Source organism: Aquimarina brevivitae (assembly GCF_004216895.1).
GTDB lineage: Bacteria > Bacteroidota > Bacteroidia > Flavobacteriales > Flavobacteriaceae > Aquimarina > Aquimarina brevivitae.
On record NZ_SGXE01000002.1, the window covers coordinates 122086 to 137912 of the forward strand.

General features: G+C 35.7%; 16 protein-coding genes. 14 read left to right on the forward strand and 2 right to left on the reverse strand.

What is annotated here, in order from left to right; all coding sequences use genetic code 11:
• Positions 1 to 85: 85 nt before the first annotated feature.
• From EV197_RS08345 to yajC, 4 genes are all read left to right on the forward strand, one after another.
• Positions 86 to 1189 carry a Leu/Phe/Val dehydrogenase gene (locus EV197_RS08345; protein WP_130286305.1) on the forward strand — a complete coding sequence of 368 codons (1104 nt, stop codon included), beginning with the start codon at positions 86 to 88 and terminating at the stop codon, positions 1187 to 1189.
• Between the two features lie 118 nt (positions 1190 to 1307).
• A complete protein-coding gene (nusB, locus tag EV197_RS08350) occupies positions 1308 to 2219 on the forward strand; it encodes a transcription antitermination factor NusB (RefSeq protein ID WP_341273016.1) in 912 nt (303 codons plus the stop codon).
• Between the two features lie 50 nt (positions 2220 to 2269).
• Positions 2270 to 2749, forward strand: a complete 480-nt coding sequence (locus EV197_RS08355) for a DUF1573 domain-containing protein (protein WP_130286307.1) — start codon at positions 2270 to 2272, stop codon at positions 2747 to 2749.
• 4 nt (positions 2750 to 2753) lie between these two features.
• Complete coding sequence (gene yajC / locus EV197_RS08360; protein ID WP_130286308.1) at positions 2754 to 3050, forward strand: preprotein translocase subunit YajC; 297 nt, start codon at positions 2754 to 2756, stop codon at positions 3048 to 3050.
• Positions 3051 to 3143: 93 nt separating this feature from the next.
• On the opposite strand, the gene pepT is transcribed toward yajC, so the two are convergent.
• Positions 3144 to 4385 (reverse strand): peptidase T, encoded by a 1242-nt coding sequence (gene pepT, locus EV197_RS08365; RefSeq protein ID WP_130286309.1) that lies wholly within the window; start codon positions 4383 to 4385, stop codon positions 3144 to 3146.
• A 73-nt stretch (positions 4386 to 4458) separates the two neighbouring features.
• On the opposite strand from pepT, the gene EV197_RS08370 reads away from it, so the two are divergent.
• The 10 genes from EV197_RS08370 to EV197_RS08415 all read left to right on the forward strand — a co-directional run bounded on the left by EV197_RS08370 (position 4459) and on the right by EV197_RS08415 (position 15067).
• On the forward strand, positions 4459 to 5478 hold the full coding sequence (locus EV197_RS08370; RefSeq protein ID WP_130286310.1) for a quinone-dependent dihydroorotate dehydrogenase: 1020 nt from the start codon (positions 4459 to 4461) through the stop codon (positions 5476 to 5478).
• Positions 5479 to 5485: 7 nt separating this feature from the next.
• Positions 5486 to 6112, forward strand: coding sequence for a LysE family translocator (locus tag EV197_RS08375; RefSeq protein ID WP_242610727.1), 627 nt, complete (start codon positions 5486 to 5488; stop codon positions 6110 to 6112).
• 49 nt (positions 6113 to 6161) lie between these two features.
• Positions 6162 to 7028, forward strand: a complete 867-nt coding sequence (locus EV197_RS08380; protein ID WP_130286312.1) for a hydroxymethylglutaryl-CoA lyase — start codon at positions 6162 to 6164, stop codon at positions 7026 to 7028.
• Between the two features lie 10 nt (positions 7029 to 7038).
• Entirely contained in the window at positions 7039 to 7500 is a 462-nt protein-coding gene (locus EV197_RS08385) for a heme-binding domain-containing protein (protein ID WP_130286313.1), read from the forward strand.
• 134 nt (positions 7501 to 7634) lie between these two features.
• Entirely contained in the window at positions 7635 to 8858 is a 1224-nt protein-coding gene (locus tag EV197_RS08390; RefSeq protein WP_130286314.1) for a DUF4856 domain-containing protein, read from the forward strand.
• Positions 8859 to 8957: 99 nt separating this feature from the next.
• On the forward strand, positions 8958 to 10067 hold the full coding sequence (locus EV197_RS08395; protein ID WP_130286315.1) for an imelysin family protein: 1110 nt from the start codon (positions 8958 to 8960) through the stop codon (positions 10065 to 10067).
• Positions 10068 to 10089: 22 nt separating this feature from the next.
• The gene (locus EV197_RS08400; RefSeq protein WP_130286316.1) at positions 10090 to 11445 is read left to right on the forward strand and encodes an HTTM domain-containing protein; all 1356 of its coding nucleotides are present in this window, start codon (positions 10090 to 10092) and stop codon (positions 11443 to 11445) included.
• Positions 11426 to 13891: a TonB-dependent receptor gene (locus EV197_RS08405; RefSeq protein WP_130286317.1), complete on the forward strand. Its 2466-nt coding sequence runs from the start codon at positions 11426 to 11428 to the stop codon at positions 13889 to 13891. Before EV197_RS08400 ends, EV197_RS08405 begins: the two co-directional genes overlap by 20 nt.
• Positions 13892 to 13986: 95 nt before the next feature.
• Positions 13987 to 14499, forward strand: coding sequence for a PAS domain-containing protein (locus EV197_RS08410; protein WP_130286318.1), 513 nt, complete (start codon positions 13987 to 13989; stop codon positions 14497 to 14499).
• A 64-nt stretch (positions 14500 to 14563) separates the two neighbouring features.
• Positions 14564 to 15067 carry a ferritin gene (locus tag EV197_RS08415; RefSeq protein WP_130286319.1) on the forward strand — a complete coding sequence of 168 codons (504 nt, stop codon included), beginning with the start codon at positions 14564 to 14566 and terminating at the stop codon, positions 15065 to 15067.
• Positions 15068 to 15466: 399 nt separating this feature from the next.
• On the opposite strand, the gene EV197_RS08420 is transcribed toward EV197_RS08415, so the two are convergent.
• A complete protein-coding gene (locus tag EV197_RS08420; RefSeq protein ID WP_130286320.1) occupies positions 15467 to 15814 on the reverse strand; it encodes a hypothetical protein in 348 nt (115 codons plus the stop codon).
• Between the last annotated feature and the right edge of the window lie 13 nt (positions 15815 to 15827).

Sequence of the window (15827 nt, forward strand, 5' to 3'; positions counted from 1 at the left end):
TAACAACTTAAAATTTTAAATTCGTAAAAATGCATTATTTTAGCACCCGATTTTTGATTAATACATAATTTAAACACTACTGCATATGATTACTGAAGTGCTAACTGCAAATCAATTAAAGAAAGAAGCGCCTGTCTTTGGCCAGCTTTCTTTTGATGATCACGAACAAGTTGTTTTTTGTTTTGACAAAGATACAGGTTTAAAAGCAATTATTGGTGTGCACAATACAATTTTAGGACCTGCACTAGGCGGCACTAGGATGTATGATTATAAGACAGAATGGGACGCCCTTAACGATGTTCTTAGATTGTCTAGAGGGATGACCTATAAGTCTGCCATTACAGGTTTAAACCTGGGTGGTGGAAAGGCTGTTATTATGGGTGACCCTAAAAAAATAAAGACTCCAGATTTGATGAGACGATTTGGAGAATTTGTCCATACCCTTGGTGGTAAGTATTATACAGCAGAAGATGTAGGGATGGAAACCTCTGATATGGATACCGTTAGAGAAGTAACACCTTATGTTACCGGAATATCAGAAGCCAAAGGTGGAGCAGGAAACCCTTCGCCAGTAACTGCTTATGGTGTTTATATGGGTATGAAAGCTTCTGCAAAATTTGCTTTTGGAAAAGATGATTTAACTGGTAAAAAAATCTTAGTTCAAGGTATAGGTCACGTAGGTGAGGAGCTAGTTCGTCTTACGGCTGAAGAAGGTGCTAAGGTGATCATAAGTGATATCAATGAAGAGCGCTTAAATGAGGTTAGCCTTAAATACGGAGTTGAAATATACCGAGGTCAGGATTTATACGCTGAAGCAGCGGATATCTATGCACCTTGTGCATTAGGTGCTACCGTAAATGATGATACGATTAACAAACTACAAGTTAAAGTTATTGCAGGAGCAGCCAATAACCAATTGGCGAACGAGCATATCCACGGCCCTTTATTACAACAAAAGGGAATCATCTATGCTCCAGATTTCTTAATCAACGCAGGAGGTATTATTAACGTTTTTGCAGAGATTGAAAAATACGGTAGAGATCAAATCATTACAAAGACAGAAAATATCTACAATACCACATTAGATATCCTGACTAAGGCTGAAGCTATGGGGATTACAACCAATGAGGCAGCAGTGCGAATTGCTGATGATCGCATAGCACAACGAAAAAAAGAAAAATTAAGCTAGTCGGATAAAAAATAATAGTATTTTTGCAAAGCGAAAGTAAAGTTACTTTCGCTTTTTTTAATTTAAGTTCTTTGTAATTTATTCTATGTTAACCAGAAGACATATTAGAGTTAAAGTAATGCAGTCCCTATATGCAATGGGGCAGGCTAAAAGTGATCATCTTGATAAAGAAGAAAAATTTCTTTTTTACAGTATAGATCAGATGTATGATTTATTTTTAATCAATCTTCAACTTTTAGTCGAAATCAAAAAACACGTAGCTAGATATATTGATATCAGTAAAAAAAAGCATCTTGCCACCAACGAAGAACGAAATCCGAATACCAAATTTGTAGATAATCAAGTATTAGTTTTGCTTGAAAACAATATCCAATTGTCGGATATGGTTTCCAATAAGAAAATGAATTATTGGGAATTGGATGATGAATACGTAAGTATTTTGTGGAACGAAATAAAGGAAAGTCAGGTATATAACGAATATATGAAAACCAAAGTAAGCTCTTTTAAAGAAGATAAGGAGTTTGTTATGGATATCTTTAAAGAAGTTGTTGCTCCTAATGAAAAATTACACGAGTATATCGAGGACAAACGTCTAACCTGGATGGATGATCTGCCACTGGTTAATACAGCGATTTTAAAAATGCTGAAGAAAATCAAACCAACTAAGGATGAGCATATGGCACTTCCTAATTTGTATAAAGATTTGGATGATAAAGACTTTGTAAAGCGCATCTTTAGAAAAACCGCCTTAAATGTCGAGGAGTTTAATCAAGAGATAGAAGGTAAAACCCCAAATTGGGATAAGGATCGAATTGCGGATTTAGATAAAGTTATCATACGAATGGCTTTATGTGAGTTCCTAAAATTTCCTTCAATTCCGATCAAAGTCACAATTAACGAATATTTAGAAATCGCAAAAGAATATAGTACTCCTAAAAGTAGTATTTTTATCAATGGTATACTCGATAAAGTCTCGAAGGAGTATCAAGAAAATGGAAGATTAAATAAAGTCGGTCGAGGACTTATGTAGTTTTATAAAAAATAGTATTTTTAACCCTTAAAATTTTAAAAACCCAAGAAATGAAAAAAGGAATCTTAATTTTAGCAGGAATTTTTGCTATGACTGTAGTGTCTTGTAAAGAGAACGCAAGTAAAAAAGTAAAAGAAGAAAATGTAGGAATAGCTGCTGAGCGTGACGAACAAAACAAAGATTTACCTGTAATGACTTTTGAGGAAACTGAATATGATTTCGGTACCATCAATGAGGGGGATGTTGTAGAGCACGTATTCAAGTTTACAAATACAGGTAAAGCACCATTAGTAATCGTAAGCGCTAAAGGAAGCTGTGGATGTACAGTACCTGAGTGGCCAAAGCAGCCAATCGCTCCAGGAGACTCTGGTGAGATGTTGGTAAAGTTTAATTCTAATGGTAAACCAAACTTACAAAATAAGCAAGTTACCATTACTACAAATACACAGGCAGGTAAAGAAATCTTAAAAATAAAAGCTATGGTTACTCCAAAGGCTCAACCAGCAAGTGGAACACCAGTAAGCAAATAATTTTATGGAACAATTACAATCATTTCTTCCCTTTTTATTGATTATTGTAGTGATGTATTTTTTTATGATACGTCCACAGATGCAAAAAGCGAAAAAGGAAAAGAAATTTGCAGCGGAGTTAAAAAAAGGAGATCGTGTCATTACTAAAAGTGGTTTACACGGTAAAGTTTTTGACTTTAGCGAAAAAAACAATGCAGTTGTTATTGAAACTGGGGCAGGTAAACTTACTTTTGATAAATCAGCCATTTCTATGGATATGAGCCAAAAGTTAAACGCTCCTGCTGCAGCAGAAAAGAAATAAGACAATATTTTAATTGCATTAAAAACAGAAAGCGGTGATCATTCACCGCTTTTTTTTATACTACCAGGATAAAATAGTACTATGCTAAGTAGACTATTTTTTTTCAGCAGCCGTCAGTTCTGCAACTTTAACAATTACCTCTACCGCTTTGATCATACTCTCTACCGGTACGTATTCATAGGGTCCGTGGAAGTTATGGCCACCGGCAAAGATATTTGGACAGGGTAGTCCCATATAACTCAATTGAGATCCGTCTGTTCCTCCTCGTATCGGTTTAATGATAGGCTCAACGCCTACTGCTTTCATTGCTTTTTCTGCAATAGCTACAATATGCATCACAGGCTCAACCTTTTCCTTCATATTGTAATATTGATCCTTTATTTCTACGGTAACAATTTCTTTTCCGTGTTCTTCATTAAGGTTTTTAGCTAAATCAATTAGTAACTGTTTTCTATTTTCAAAACGTTGCTTATCGTGGTCTCTTACAATATATTCTAATTGCGTTTTGTCTACATTACCTTTTATTGTATGTAAATGAAAAAAACCTTCTCGCCCTTCTGTTTGTTCCGGAACTTCTATTTTAGGTAGTAAATCAATATAATCTTGAGCTATAAGGATGCTATTGACCAATTTACCTTTGGCATAACCAGGATGCACGCTTTTTCCTTTTACCGTTACCACGGCTCCGGCTGCATTGAAATTCTCATATTCTAATTCACCAATTTGACTACCGTCCATAGTATAGGCCCAGTCTGCTCCAAATTTTTCAACATCAAATTTATGAGCTCCTCTACCAATTTCTTCATCCGGAGTAAAGCCTACTCGTATTTTTCCGTGCTTAATTTCGGGGTGTTGTACTAAGTATTCCATAGCCGTAACAATCTCAGCGATACCTGCTTTATCGTCAGCTCCTAATAGGGTAGTGCCATCTGTGGTAATAAGGGTTTGTCCTTTATACTGCTTAAGGTCTTCAAAATAGGAAGGGGACAATTTCATATTGTCTTTTGGATTCAAAATAATATCCAATCCATCATATTCATCGATGATCTGTGGTTTCACATTAGCACCGGTGAAATCAGGGGTGGTGTCAAAATGTGAGATAAAGCCAATGACTGGTACATCGTGGTCTACGTTAGCTGGTAGCGTTGCCATGATATAGGCATTTTCATCGATGGTCACATCTTCGAGGCCAATATCCTTGAGTTCATCGACCAATTTGTTTGCTAAATCCCACTGTTTTTCGGTACTAGGTGTCGCAGCACTATGAGGATCACTTTCGGTATCAATAGTTACATAACTGATAAAGCGATCTATTATATGTTGTTTTTCAATCATGTTTTTATTTCAAAAATACATTTTTATTAAAGGTATTTAAACTTATTTTTGTCCAATAAAATTTCTTCACAACATGTATCGATCCATACTGAGGCCAATTCTTTTTAACTACGATCCAGAAAAAGTGCATCATTTTACCTTTAAAATGATAAAGTTACTAGCTAAATTGCCTTTAATGAGCACTGTTTTTAAGGGAATATATGAGGTTAAAGATCCGCGTTTAGAACGAGAAGTTTTCGGATTGAAATTTAAAAATCCAGTAGGTTTGGCCGCTGGATTCGATAAAGACGCCAAATTATTTAATGAGTTGTCGGATTTTGGATTTGGTTTTATTGAAATAGGTACACTAACCCCTAAGCCACAGTCCGGTAATCCAAAAAAGAGATTGTTTCGATTAAAAAAAGATAAGGCCATTATCAATCGCATGGGGTTTAATAACGGGGGAGTAGCGGAAGCCATAGAACGATTAAAGAAAAATAAAGGGGTGTTGATTGGTGGTAATATTGGTAAAAATAAAGTTACTCCAAATGAAGATGCGGTTAATGATTACACCTTGTGTTTTGAAGCCTTATTTGAGTATGTAGATTATTTTGTGGTTAATGTAAGTTCTCCAAATACCCCTAATCTAAGAGCGTTACAGGATAAGGAACCCTTGACCCAACTACTCAAGACACTCAAAGATTTAAATGCAACGAAACCCAAACAGAAACCCATTTTGTTAAAGATAGCCCCTGATCTTACGGATGACCAATTGATAGATATTATTGAAATCGTACAACAAACTAAAATTGATGGAGTAATCGCTACCAACACTACTATCGATAGATCAGGTTTACAGTCCGATGAGGAGGTAATTAATGAAATGGGTGGATTAAGTGGTAAACCATTGACCAAAAGATCAACAGAAGTGATTCGATTTTTGGCAGAAAAAAGTAATAGCGCCTTTCCGATTATTGGAGTGGGTGGAATCCATAGTGCAGAAGACGCCTTAGAAAAATTGGCCGCAGGAGCTAGCCTTGTACAGCTGTATACTGGTTTTATTTATGAAGGTCCGGCCTTGATTAAAAAAATCAATAAAGCGCTTTTAAAGTAGTATGGATATCCAGGTAGATATCTTATTGGGGTTTGCTATATCGGTATTTGCGTTGGCGATATCTCCAGGACCAGATAATATATTTGTTTTACTACAAAGTATCGCTCACGGAGTAAAGAGTGGTTTACTGGTCGTTTTAGGATTAATGACTGGCTGTTTAGTGCATACTACCTTAGTTGCTTTTGGTGTTTCTGCTTTGATTAAAGAGAGTGATCTAATCTTTTTAGTGATAAAAATTTTTGGAGCGTCTTACTTGTTTTTTTTGGCGTTTAGAGTGTTTAAAAGCGATGCAACCATACACTTGAATTCTTCAACAGTACCTGTAAAATCTGACAAAGCGCTATTTAAACAGGGATTTATGATGAATGTATTAAATCCTAAAGTATCCATTTTCTTTTTGGCCTTTTTTCCAGGCTTTCTATTTAGTCAAGATCTTAATAAGATTACACAGTTTTATATCCTAGGATTAGGTTTTATAGTGATATCTTTTATTGTATTTGGACTTATCGCTTTGCTTTCGGGTAGGATATCAAAATATGTAAAAGAGCATAAAAAAATCGGTGGATTTTTAAAATGGCTGCAAATAATCGTCTTTATCGGAATTGGAATTTTTATTCTTCTTTCTGAAAAATAATCATATTTTTATACCCAATGTTGAACTTCTTTTATTGTAAAGCTATCCAATGAGCGAAAAAGTAAAAATAATTGAATGCCCAAGAGATGCGATGCAGGGTATCAAAGATTTTATTCCTACGGATAAAAAGGTTCAATATATTCAATCCTTACTACGGTGTGGATTTGATACCATTGACTTTGGTAGTTTTGTTTCGCCCAAAGCCATTCCTCAAATGGTAGATACTGCTGAGGTTTTGGCTAAACTCGATTTATCAGATACCCAAAGCAAATTGTTGGCTATTGTGGCTAATGTACGTGGGGCTCAGGATGCTTCTCAGTTTTCAGAGATTGATTATTTAGGGTATCCATTCTCTATATCCGAAAATTTTCAAATGCGTAATACGCATAAAACCATTGCCGAATCTATCGTTACCCTTCAAGAAATACTTGAAATTGCAGATGCTCATAATAAAAGCGTAGTAGCATATTTGTCTATGGGGTTTGGCAACCCTTATGGAGACCCTTGGAATGTTGACATCGTAGGCGAATGGACAGAAAAGCTGGGAAAGATGGGCGTACAGATTTTATCTTTATCCGATACAGTAGGTACATCTTCACCTGAGGTGATAGACTACTTATTTTCCAACCTAATTCCTAAGTATCCTGATATTGAATTTGGAGCTCATCTCCATACTACCCCAACAACTTGGTTCGAAAAAGTGGATGCGGCTTTTAATGCCGGATGCAGAAGGTTCGATGGAGCGATACAAGGATTTGGAGGTTGTCCTATGGCAAAAGATGAGCTAACCGGTAATATGCCCACAGAACGTATGATTTCTTATTTTACGACAAAAAATGCAGATACTAATATCAGAACCTTAAGTTTTGAGTCTTCACATAATGAAGCGACTAAAATTTTTACCCATTACCATTAATATAAAACTCATGAAAAAAGTAGGAAAAATAATAGGAGGCGTACTCCTTATTGCTTTAGTTATTATCCAATTTATAAGACCAAAAAAGAATCAACAGGGATATGAAAGCGTTGTCGCTTTTGAAGCGGAAACACAATCCACGGAGGAAATCAAAACCATTTTGAGGAATAATTGTTACGATTGTCATAGTAACCAAACTACCTATCCTTGGTATGCAGAAATTGCACCGGTATCCTATTGGTTAAATGATCATATTGAAGAAGGTAAAGAACATTTTAATGTATCTGAATGGGAAAGCTATAGTGTAAAAAGAAAAGATCATAAGCTCGAAGAGTTAGAAGAAGAAGTAGAGGAAGGACATATGCCTTTAGATTCCTATACTTGGCTGCACGGTGACCTTACCAAAGACCAACAAACGGCACTTATTGAGTGGGCAAAAAAATCAAGAAAAGCATTACAGGCTAAAAAATAGTATTTCTATTTTTCTGTAAAACAGCTGCTTGTAAATTTTATTTAGATTTAATATAAATAAATTTTGTGAAAACTGATGTGATAAATATATTTGCATCAGTTTATTATTTAAAATAAGTCTAAATTAAAAGAAATATGAAATTTAATAGCATTGCCAAAGGTGCATTTGTTTTAGGAGCAACTCTACTACTATCTTGTTCTTCGGATGATGATACAACTCCAGGAATTGTTGAACCAGCAACGTACAATTTTACAAGAAATAACGAAAGCACGGTTAGTTTTTCAGGTCAGACTACCCGTATTTTAATGGCTGAAGAATTAGCAGCTGCTTTTTTAGACCCTACTGCTACAGAAGCGGAGTTAGATGCTATGTTTGCGCATCAGCAAGGAGATAACGATTTTTCTGATGCTGATTTAAACGCTTCTGATAAAAATATTTTAAGCAAAACTGCGGCGTCAAGAGACTTTTTCTTTGCCAATACAGTAGCATCTGCTGACATCAAAGCAGATTATCAATTATGGATCGCAAATCAGGTAAGCGAAGTGTTTCCAAATTGGAATACTGATGCTACCGCAGGTCAGGCAGGAGCTATACAAGAAGCCGGTGGTGGCCCAGTGCGTTATGTCAATGCAGAAGGGGTAGAATACAACCAGCTTTTTACGAAATCTCTTATTGGTGCATTAATGTTAGATCAAGCATTAAACAATTACTTAAGTTCTGCAGTTTTAGATGAAGCGGACAACATCGAAAATAATAACAATGGGATTACCGCCGAAGGTAGAAACTATACCACTATGGAACACAAGTGGGATGAAGCTTACGGTTATTTCTATGGTACTGCTGCAGATCCTGCGAATCCAAATGCTACTATCGGACAGGATGATGGGTTTATGAACAAATATATTGGTAGAGCAGAAAATGATTCAGACTTTGCAGGTATAGCTGCAGATATATTTAATGCATTTAAGTTAGGAAGAGCAGCTATTGTAGCTAAAGATTATACCGTTAGAGATGCTCAGGCGGAAATTATTAGAGAAAAAGCATCAGAGATCATAGGAATCCGTGCCGTGTACTATCTACAACAAGGTAAGTTAGGTTTAGAGGCAGGTGTAGTAGACTACGCTAGTGTCTTCCATGATTTATCAGAGGGATTAGGATTCATTTACGCATTGCAGTTTACAAGAAGACCAGGAACAACTCAACCCTATTTTACTAAAACTGAGGTAGAAGATTTTATAACTACTCTTGTGGATACACCACAGAATGGTTTCTGGAACGTTACACCAGCGACATTACAAACTATGTCCGAAACGATTGCGGCAGAATTCAATTTTACAATTGAAGAAGCGGCAAATTAAGTATACGTTAATTCTGATAAAAAGTAGTGGAGATAACTAGTTGTTTTTCTACGCTTTTAATACATTTGCAAAAATTTATTAAGAATAAATAAAAATAAGATGAAGAGGTTATCATTTGTTGGAATACTATTTATTACACTATTACTTTCTTGTTCTACCGAGGACGATGTTAATGGCGGCGGTGGAGATCAAAGTGGATTTGATAGAAAAGTGTTGTTAGAAAATGTAGCAGATAATATTGCGATACCTGCTTATGAAAATTTAGCAGCGCGTCTAAATTCTTTACAGTCTAGCACCACTGCATTTACCACAACGGTTAGTGTGGAGAATTTAACTAGTCTGAGAACATCTTGGAAACAAGCCTATGTGTCATGGCAAGCCATCAGTTTTCTTGAAATTGGAAAAGCAGAAGAGATTTCATTCCGAAATTTTATGAATGTTTACCCAGTGACTGTTGCAGACATTGAGGCTAATATTTCTTCGGGTTCCTATGACTTATCATTGGTTTCTAAACAAGATGAACAGGGATTCGCAGCAATAGATTACCTATTAAATGGAATAGGAACTACCGATGAAGAGGTAGTCGCTGTGTTCAATGAACCTACAACAGGTGCTAATTATAGACAGTACCTTACTGATGTTGTAGCCAGGATGGTTCAATTGACGGATGTTGTAGTATCGGATTGGAAAGGAGCCTATAGAGATAATTTTGTAAACAATAGTGGTTCTTCAGCGACCAGTTCTTTTGATAAACTGGTAAATGACTACCTATTTCATTATGAAAAGCATCTAAGAGCAGGTAAAATTGGAATTCCTGCCGGAGCTTTTAATAATGTTCCCTTAGAAGATAGAGTTGAAGCATATTATGATGGGGAGTTTTCCAAAACTCTATTTTTAGCTAACCTGAATGCTATGCAAGACTTTTTTAATGGCAAGCATTTTGATGCGGCAACTAATGGAGAAAGTTTTAAAACCTATCTTGAGTACTTAAACCGAAATGATTTGAGTACTTTAATTAACGATCAGTTTGATATCATACGATTGGAATCAGCAGAACTTGATGATAATTTTTCTGCGCAGGTAAGGACCAATAATACATTGATGCTTCAAACCTTTGACAATCTTCAAGCAAATGTAGTATTACTAAAAGTTGATATGTTGTCAGCATTTAGCGTAAGTGTTGATTTTATAGATGCAGATGGAGATTAAGTAGTACCACCATCAATTCATTATGAATCATACCTTAAAATCATATTTTTCAAAAGATACGGAGGCTGCACCACTTGCAGTCTTCCGTATTTTTTTTGGGTTTATGATGCTTATTAGTATTATCCGTTTTTGGAGTTATGGATGGATTGATAAGTTATATGTAAAACCAAAATTCTTCTTTTCATTTTATGGGTTTGAATTTGTAAAACCCATTGGGGAGTATACCTATTTGATTTTCGTATTGTGTGCTTTAGCGTCGATCGGAGTAGCGGTAGGCTATAAATATAGGTTGTCCATTGTTTTATTTTTTCTGAGCTTTACCTACATAGAGTTGATGGATAAGACCACTTATCTTAACCACTACTACTTTATCAGTGTGCTCAGTTTTGTGATGATATTTTTACCAGCTTCAGCCTATTTCTCCGTAGATGCTAAGCTAAAAGGAAGGTCTTACCAACGCATACCTGCCTGGACTATAGATTCGATAAAACTGCTCTTGGCAATCGTCTATTTTTATGCTGGACTGGCGAAGTTAAATTCAGATTGGTTACTAAATGCTATGCCGCTTAAAATTTGGTTGCCTTCAAAATATGACCTTCCTTTTTTAGGAAGTGTATTGCAAAAAGAATGGGTACATTACTTTTTTAGTTACTCGGGGGCTATATACGACCTAATTATCCCATTCTTGCTGTTTTATAAAAGAACCCGATGGGTCGCTTTCATCGCTGTGGTTATTTTTCACACCCTTACTCGAGTACTATTCCCTATCGGAATGTTTCCATTTATTATGACGATAAGTGTGCTTGTGTTTTTTGAGGCAAAATTACACCATAAGATTTTACACAGTATTGCCATGGTATTTCGCATCACAAAGGAACGATTCGATTCAGGTCAAATCCTACACTATAACCACCAGCAACCGTTACTTTGGTTCTTAGCACTATTTTTTATAATACAGCTTGCTTTACCTTTTCGGTATCTTTTATACCCCGGAGAGCTTTTTTGGACAGAAGAAGGATATCGATTTTCGTGGCGAGTGATGTTGATTGAAAAAGCGGGGTATGCCTCTTTTAAGATTGTAAATGGAAAAACAGGAACTTCTTTTTTAGTTGATAATACAGATTTTTTATCTGCTTTTCAGGAAAAACAAATGGCTACACAGCCAGATTTTATATTAGAATACGCACATTTTTTAAAACAGCATTTTGAAAGTCAGGGGCATCAAAATGTCGAGGTTTACGTAGATAGTTATGTAGCACTTAATGGTAGGTTGAGTACGCGATTTATCGATCCTACTGTTGATTTAGGAAAACAAAAAGAGTCATTTAAACATAAAACGTGGATTATTCCATTTAAAGATGAAATTAAAGGATTATAGTATCACCATAATTTGCTTGCTAAGTTCTCTTGGACTGTGGGCACAATTTGATTTACAGGGAAGGGTTGTAAATCAAAAGAATATCCCTGTTGCTAATGCAGAAGTATATAACGAAAATTTAGGGTCGCAGACGCTAACAGATGCTAAGGGTGAATTTAGTTTTGAGGATCTCAAAGCTGGTACTTATAATATCACGGTTTTTAGTTTTGAATATAAAATTTTAGAAACAAAAATCACGATTCCTGCCGAGCAAAGACAAGTACTTACATTAGAACCATTAGGTGAAGAATTGTCAGAGGTTATCATCAGTCAGCGAAGAGCTCGGGTGTTTGGTTTAAAAAAGTTAAAACCCGTAGAGGGTACAGCCATTTATGCCGGTAAAAAAAGTGAAGTAGTATTGCTAGATAATACCGTGGGTAACCTGGCCTCAAATAATGCAAGACAAATTTATGCGCAAGTTGCCGGACTTAATATTTATGAAAATAGTATCGGGGGATTGCAACTCAATATTGGTGGACGAGGTTTAGATCCTAATCGATCTGCTAATTTCAATACCCGACAAAATGGATACGACATTAGTGCAGATGTGTTGGGTTATCCAGAAAGTTACTATACCCCGCCTGCAGAAGCCTTAGAAGAGATTCAGGTGGTGCGCGGAGCGGCTTCATTACAATATGGAACGCAGTTTGGTGGTTTGATTAATTTTAAAATGAAGCAACCGGCAAAAGATAAGAAGCTAGAGGTTGTTTCTAGACAAACCTTAGGTTATTTTAATTTATTCACTAGCTTTAATAGTATAGGCGGTACTGTGGATAAGTTTAGTTATTATACCTATTACAACTTTAAACAAGGTGATGGTTTTAGACCTAATTCTGAGTTTGAGTCTAAAAATGTGTATACACATTTGGGGTATCAATTTAATGAGCGTACTAAACTTACTGGGGAGTTTACTTATCTTAATTATTTAGCCCAACAACCTGGAGGGTTAACCGATACACAGTTTAATCTAGACCCAGATTTCAGTAACCGAACACGTAACTGGTTTGAAGTAGACTGGAAGCTGTATGCACTAAAATTAGAACATCAATTTTCTAAAAAAACAGATTTTAGCCTTAATCTGTTTGGACTCGATGCCTCAAGAAGAGCGATAGGATTTAGAGGATTACCTACGGATTTAAATAGTAATCCTATTACCGTATCAGATGAAATCGATGCGGATGGCAATTTTGTAACGCCTAGGGATCTTATAGTAGGTAGCTTTCAAAATTGGGGAGCAGAAGCTAGGTTATTAAGTAGATATAAACTCTTTGGCGAGGAATCCGTTTTTTTAATTGGCTCCAAGTATTATCAGGCAGCAAATGAGGCCAGGCAAGGACCAGGTAGCCTTGGAGTTGATGCAGATTTTTCGTTCAGAAATGAGGAGTTTCCGGGTTATGCAAATCAGTCAGATTTTGAATTTCCAAACCTCAACGTAGCTGTTTTTGGCGAAAATATTTTCAACCTTACCGACAAGTTCTCTGTTACCCCTGGGATTCGTTTTGAATATATCAAAACGCAGGCAGATGGAGTATACAATAATGTGGTTTATGATAATGCAGGTAATCCCATAAGTAGTAGTATCGGTAGAGATGATGAGGAGTTAGAACGATCCTTTATATTGTTAGGTGTAGGCTTAAGTTATAAACCTTTTACTTCTTTAGAAGCCTATGGTAACATCTCACAAAATTATCGTTCAGTTACATTCAGTGACATAAGAATCGTTAACCCAACCTTTACCATTCGACCTGATATTAGCGATGAACGAGGTTATACAGCTGATCTGGGAATTAGAGGAAAGGCTTTCAACGTGTTAAATTATGATACTAATGTGTTTGCCTTGTTATATGAAGATAGAATCGGAGAGGTTTTCAATGATAGAGCACAGCGGCAACGAGGTAATATTGGCGATGCTTTTATTTATGGTTTTGAAAGTTATTTGGAATGGGATATAAATCGAACCTTCTTTAAAGCTAATAGTGCAGTATTCAATACTTTTCTAAATCTAGCTGTGACGGATTCAGAATATACCCGTTCAGAAAGACCTATAGAAGGAAGAAAGGTAGAATTTATTCCTCTTATTAATTTAAAAACAGGAGTAGGTTTTGGATATAAAAACTTATTAGGCAGTATACAGTTTACCCACTTATCAGACCAATATACAGAGGTTACTAATGCTGATGCAGCACCCCCTGGAAGTAGAGAAGAAGGCACACTAGGTAAAATACCTGCGTACTCTATTCTAGATATATCGTTGTCCTATACGTACAAAAGATTCACCTTAGAAACCGGCTTAAATAATGCCTTAAATGAGTCCTATTTTACGCAGCGTGCTACGGGTTATCCTGGTCCAGGTATTATTCCGGCTGCTCCTCGTTCCTGGTATGCAACTTTAGAAATAAAATTGTAAATAGCTTATAATAAGTAGGTAAGCAATTAAAGGTTTAACTTTTGTTCAAGCTGATTTTAAGATTATATCTATATTTTTGTTAAAAAAGCATAGGTATGAAAGAGCTATTAAGCTACGATAGAACTAAAACTACTGATAAAACCAACGCAAATTGTTCAGCTCTTCCCTTACTAAGCTGGGAGTTTTATGGAAGCCATTTGATGGATAACCACCAGTTTGGCCAAGAAAGTGCCAAGTTGCAAAAGATCACTAAAAGATGGAATACTGATTACGGGCTGCGTAAAAAATTGGTTTTCGAGCAAAATGTAGTAATTATAACAGATGTGCAATTAAGAATTGTATATACCTCTGCTAATATCGAGAAACTAAACGGATATACCCCAGATGAAGTAGTGGGTAATACTCCAAAATTATTTCAGGGAGCAGATACCTGTCCGCGAACGAGTTCTAGAATACGCGCTGCTATCGATAAGGCAAAACCTTTTGAAGAGAAAATTCTGAACTATAAAAAAAATGCAGAACCCTATTATTGTGTGATTAAAGGTTACCCTGTTTTTGATAAAAAGGGAAGTTTGATTAATTACATTGCTTTTGAAACTGCTGCCTAATAATGCTTATTTCTGGATTATTTCTTACTTTTAGTGGTAGAATCAAACACTAACAAATCCCGCTATGATTGCCGAAATTGAAAAACTACTCAACGATCAAATAAAATATGAAGCCAATGCTGCAGCTCAATATTTAGCTATGGCTAGTTGGGCAGATGTTAAAGGCTACAATGGTGTTGCAGAGTTTTTCTATGCACAGTCACAAGAAGAGCGAGGTCATATGACCAAATTAGTAAAATTTGTTAATGAACGCAATGGAAGGGCAGTAATTCCTGCGGTTGATCAGCCTAAGGAAAGTTATGTTTCGTTATTAGAATTGTTTGAAACGTTTTTGAAAAGCGAGGAGTTCGTTACCGAAAAAATCAATAATGTAATTTTTGAATGTTTACAGCTTAAGGACTACAATGTGCATAATTTTATGCAATGGTACGTAGCAGAACAATTAGAAGAAGAGGCTATTGCCAGAACCTTATTAGATAAATTAAGAATTATAGGTGATGATAAGTCGGGGCACTATCTTTTTGACCGTGATATCTTAAAATTTCAGGGTGAAGATTCAGAGGGGTAAATCCCCATTTTTTAACACTAATGTACTTGTGGGTTAGGGTATTATACTGTATTTTTGTGCTTATTTAGATTTAATAAAAATAATTATAAGCATTGAGTACACCATCTTTATATTCTCCTTGTGCAGTAACAGATTGTTCTTCTTCTTGTCTAAACAAAAAGAAGAAATGTTGTAAAAAATATAAGAAAAAAGGCAAATCTAATTGTAAACGCTGTCCTAAGCTTTAGATCTTATTAGGAACTATAATTGATTAACTTTCTTCGCTCTTTACAATTTAAACATATTGAATAAGCCTGTAATAAGGTAGGTTAAGAAAGGAAACCTTTGAAGGAATTCTCGTAGTATTATAACTTTCAATACAGGCAAAGAACTCCCTCAAAGATTTATGGTGCATTAGTATTATTCTGCTACAAAATAAGCTTCTACTTCTTTAGCTACTTGCTTTTGGGAACCAATGATAATTCCATAGACGATAAAGGCAATTATCCCATTTTGTACCACCCGATTGATAAAACTGCTAGGAGCAATAGGGTTGACTTCTATAGTGTTGTCGTTAACAAATTCAATTTTGGCGCCAGCTGTAGCACTTTTTTTAACAACTACACATTTTTTTCCTGGAGTTAGCATCCAAGAGTCGTCTGTAAGCCATTCATCTGGTCTTATGCTTATTTCATATTCAGTTTTGTTTTTTAGATGCGCCACAATTTCTTCGAGCGTTTTGAATTGATTCTCTACTTTGATCTTCATTGTTTCCAACTTT

Coding starts and splice junctions, on each gene's coding strand:
- EV197_RS08380 (WP_130286312.1), top strand. CDS start 6,162: ATGAGCGAAAAAGTAAAAATAATTGAATGCCCAAGAGATGCGATGCAG.
- EV197_RS08345 (WP_130286305.1), top strand. CDS start 86: ATGATTACTGAAGTGCTAACTGCAAATCAATTAAAGAAAGAAGCGCCT.
- yajC (WP_130286308.1), top strand. CDS start 2,754: ATGGAACAATTACAATCATTTCTTCCCTTTTTATTGATTATTGTAGTG.
- EV197_RS08385 (WP_130286313.1), top strand. CDS start 7,039: ATGAAAAAAGTAGGAAAAATAATAGGAGGCGTACTCCTTATTGCTTTA.
- nusB (WP_341273016.1), top strand. CDS start 1,308: ATGCAGTCCCTATATGCAATGGGGCAGGCTAAAAGTGATCATCTTGAT.
- EV197_RS08355 (WP_130286307.1), top strand. CDS start 2,270: ATGAAAAAAGGAATCTTAATTTTAGCAGGAATTTTTGCTATGACTGTA.
- pepT (WP_130286309.1), bottom strand. CDS start 4,385: ATGATTGAAAAACAACATATAATAGATCGCTTTATCAGTTATGTAACT.
- EV197_RS08395 (WP_130286315.1), top strand. CDS start 8,958: ATGAAGAGGTTATCATTTGTTGGAATACTATTTATTACACTATTACTT.
- EV197_RS08420 (WP_130286320.1), bottom strand. CDS start 15,814: ATGAAGATCAAAGTAGAGAATCAATTCAAAACGCTCGAAGAAATTGTG.
- EV197_RS08405 (WP_130286317.1), top strand. CDS start 11,426: ATGAAATTAAAGGATTATAGTATCACCATAATTTGCTTGCTAAGTTCT.
- EV197_RS08400 (WP_130286316.1), top strand. CDS start 10,090: ATGAATCATACCTTAAAATCATATTTTTCAAAAGATACGGAGGCTGCA.
- EV197_RS08370 (WP_130286310.1), top strand. CDS start 4,459: ATGTATCGATCCATACTGAGGCCAATTCTTTTTAACTACGATCCAGAA.
- EV197_RS08415 (WP_130286319.1), top strand. CDS start 14,564: ATGATTGCCGAAATTGAAAAACTACTCAACGATCAAATAAAATATGAA.
- EV197_RS08410 (WP_130286318.1), top strand. CDS start 13,987: ATGAAAGAGCTATTAAGCTACGATAGAACTAAAACTACTGATAAAACC.
- EV197_RS08390 (WP_130286314.1), top strand. CDS start 7,635: ATGAAATTTAATAGCATTGCCAAAGGTGCATTTGTTTTAGGAGCAACT.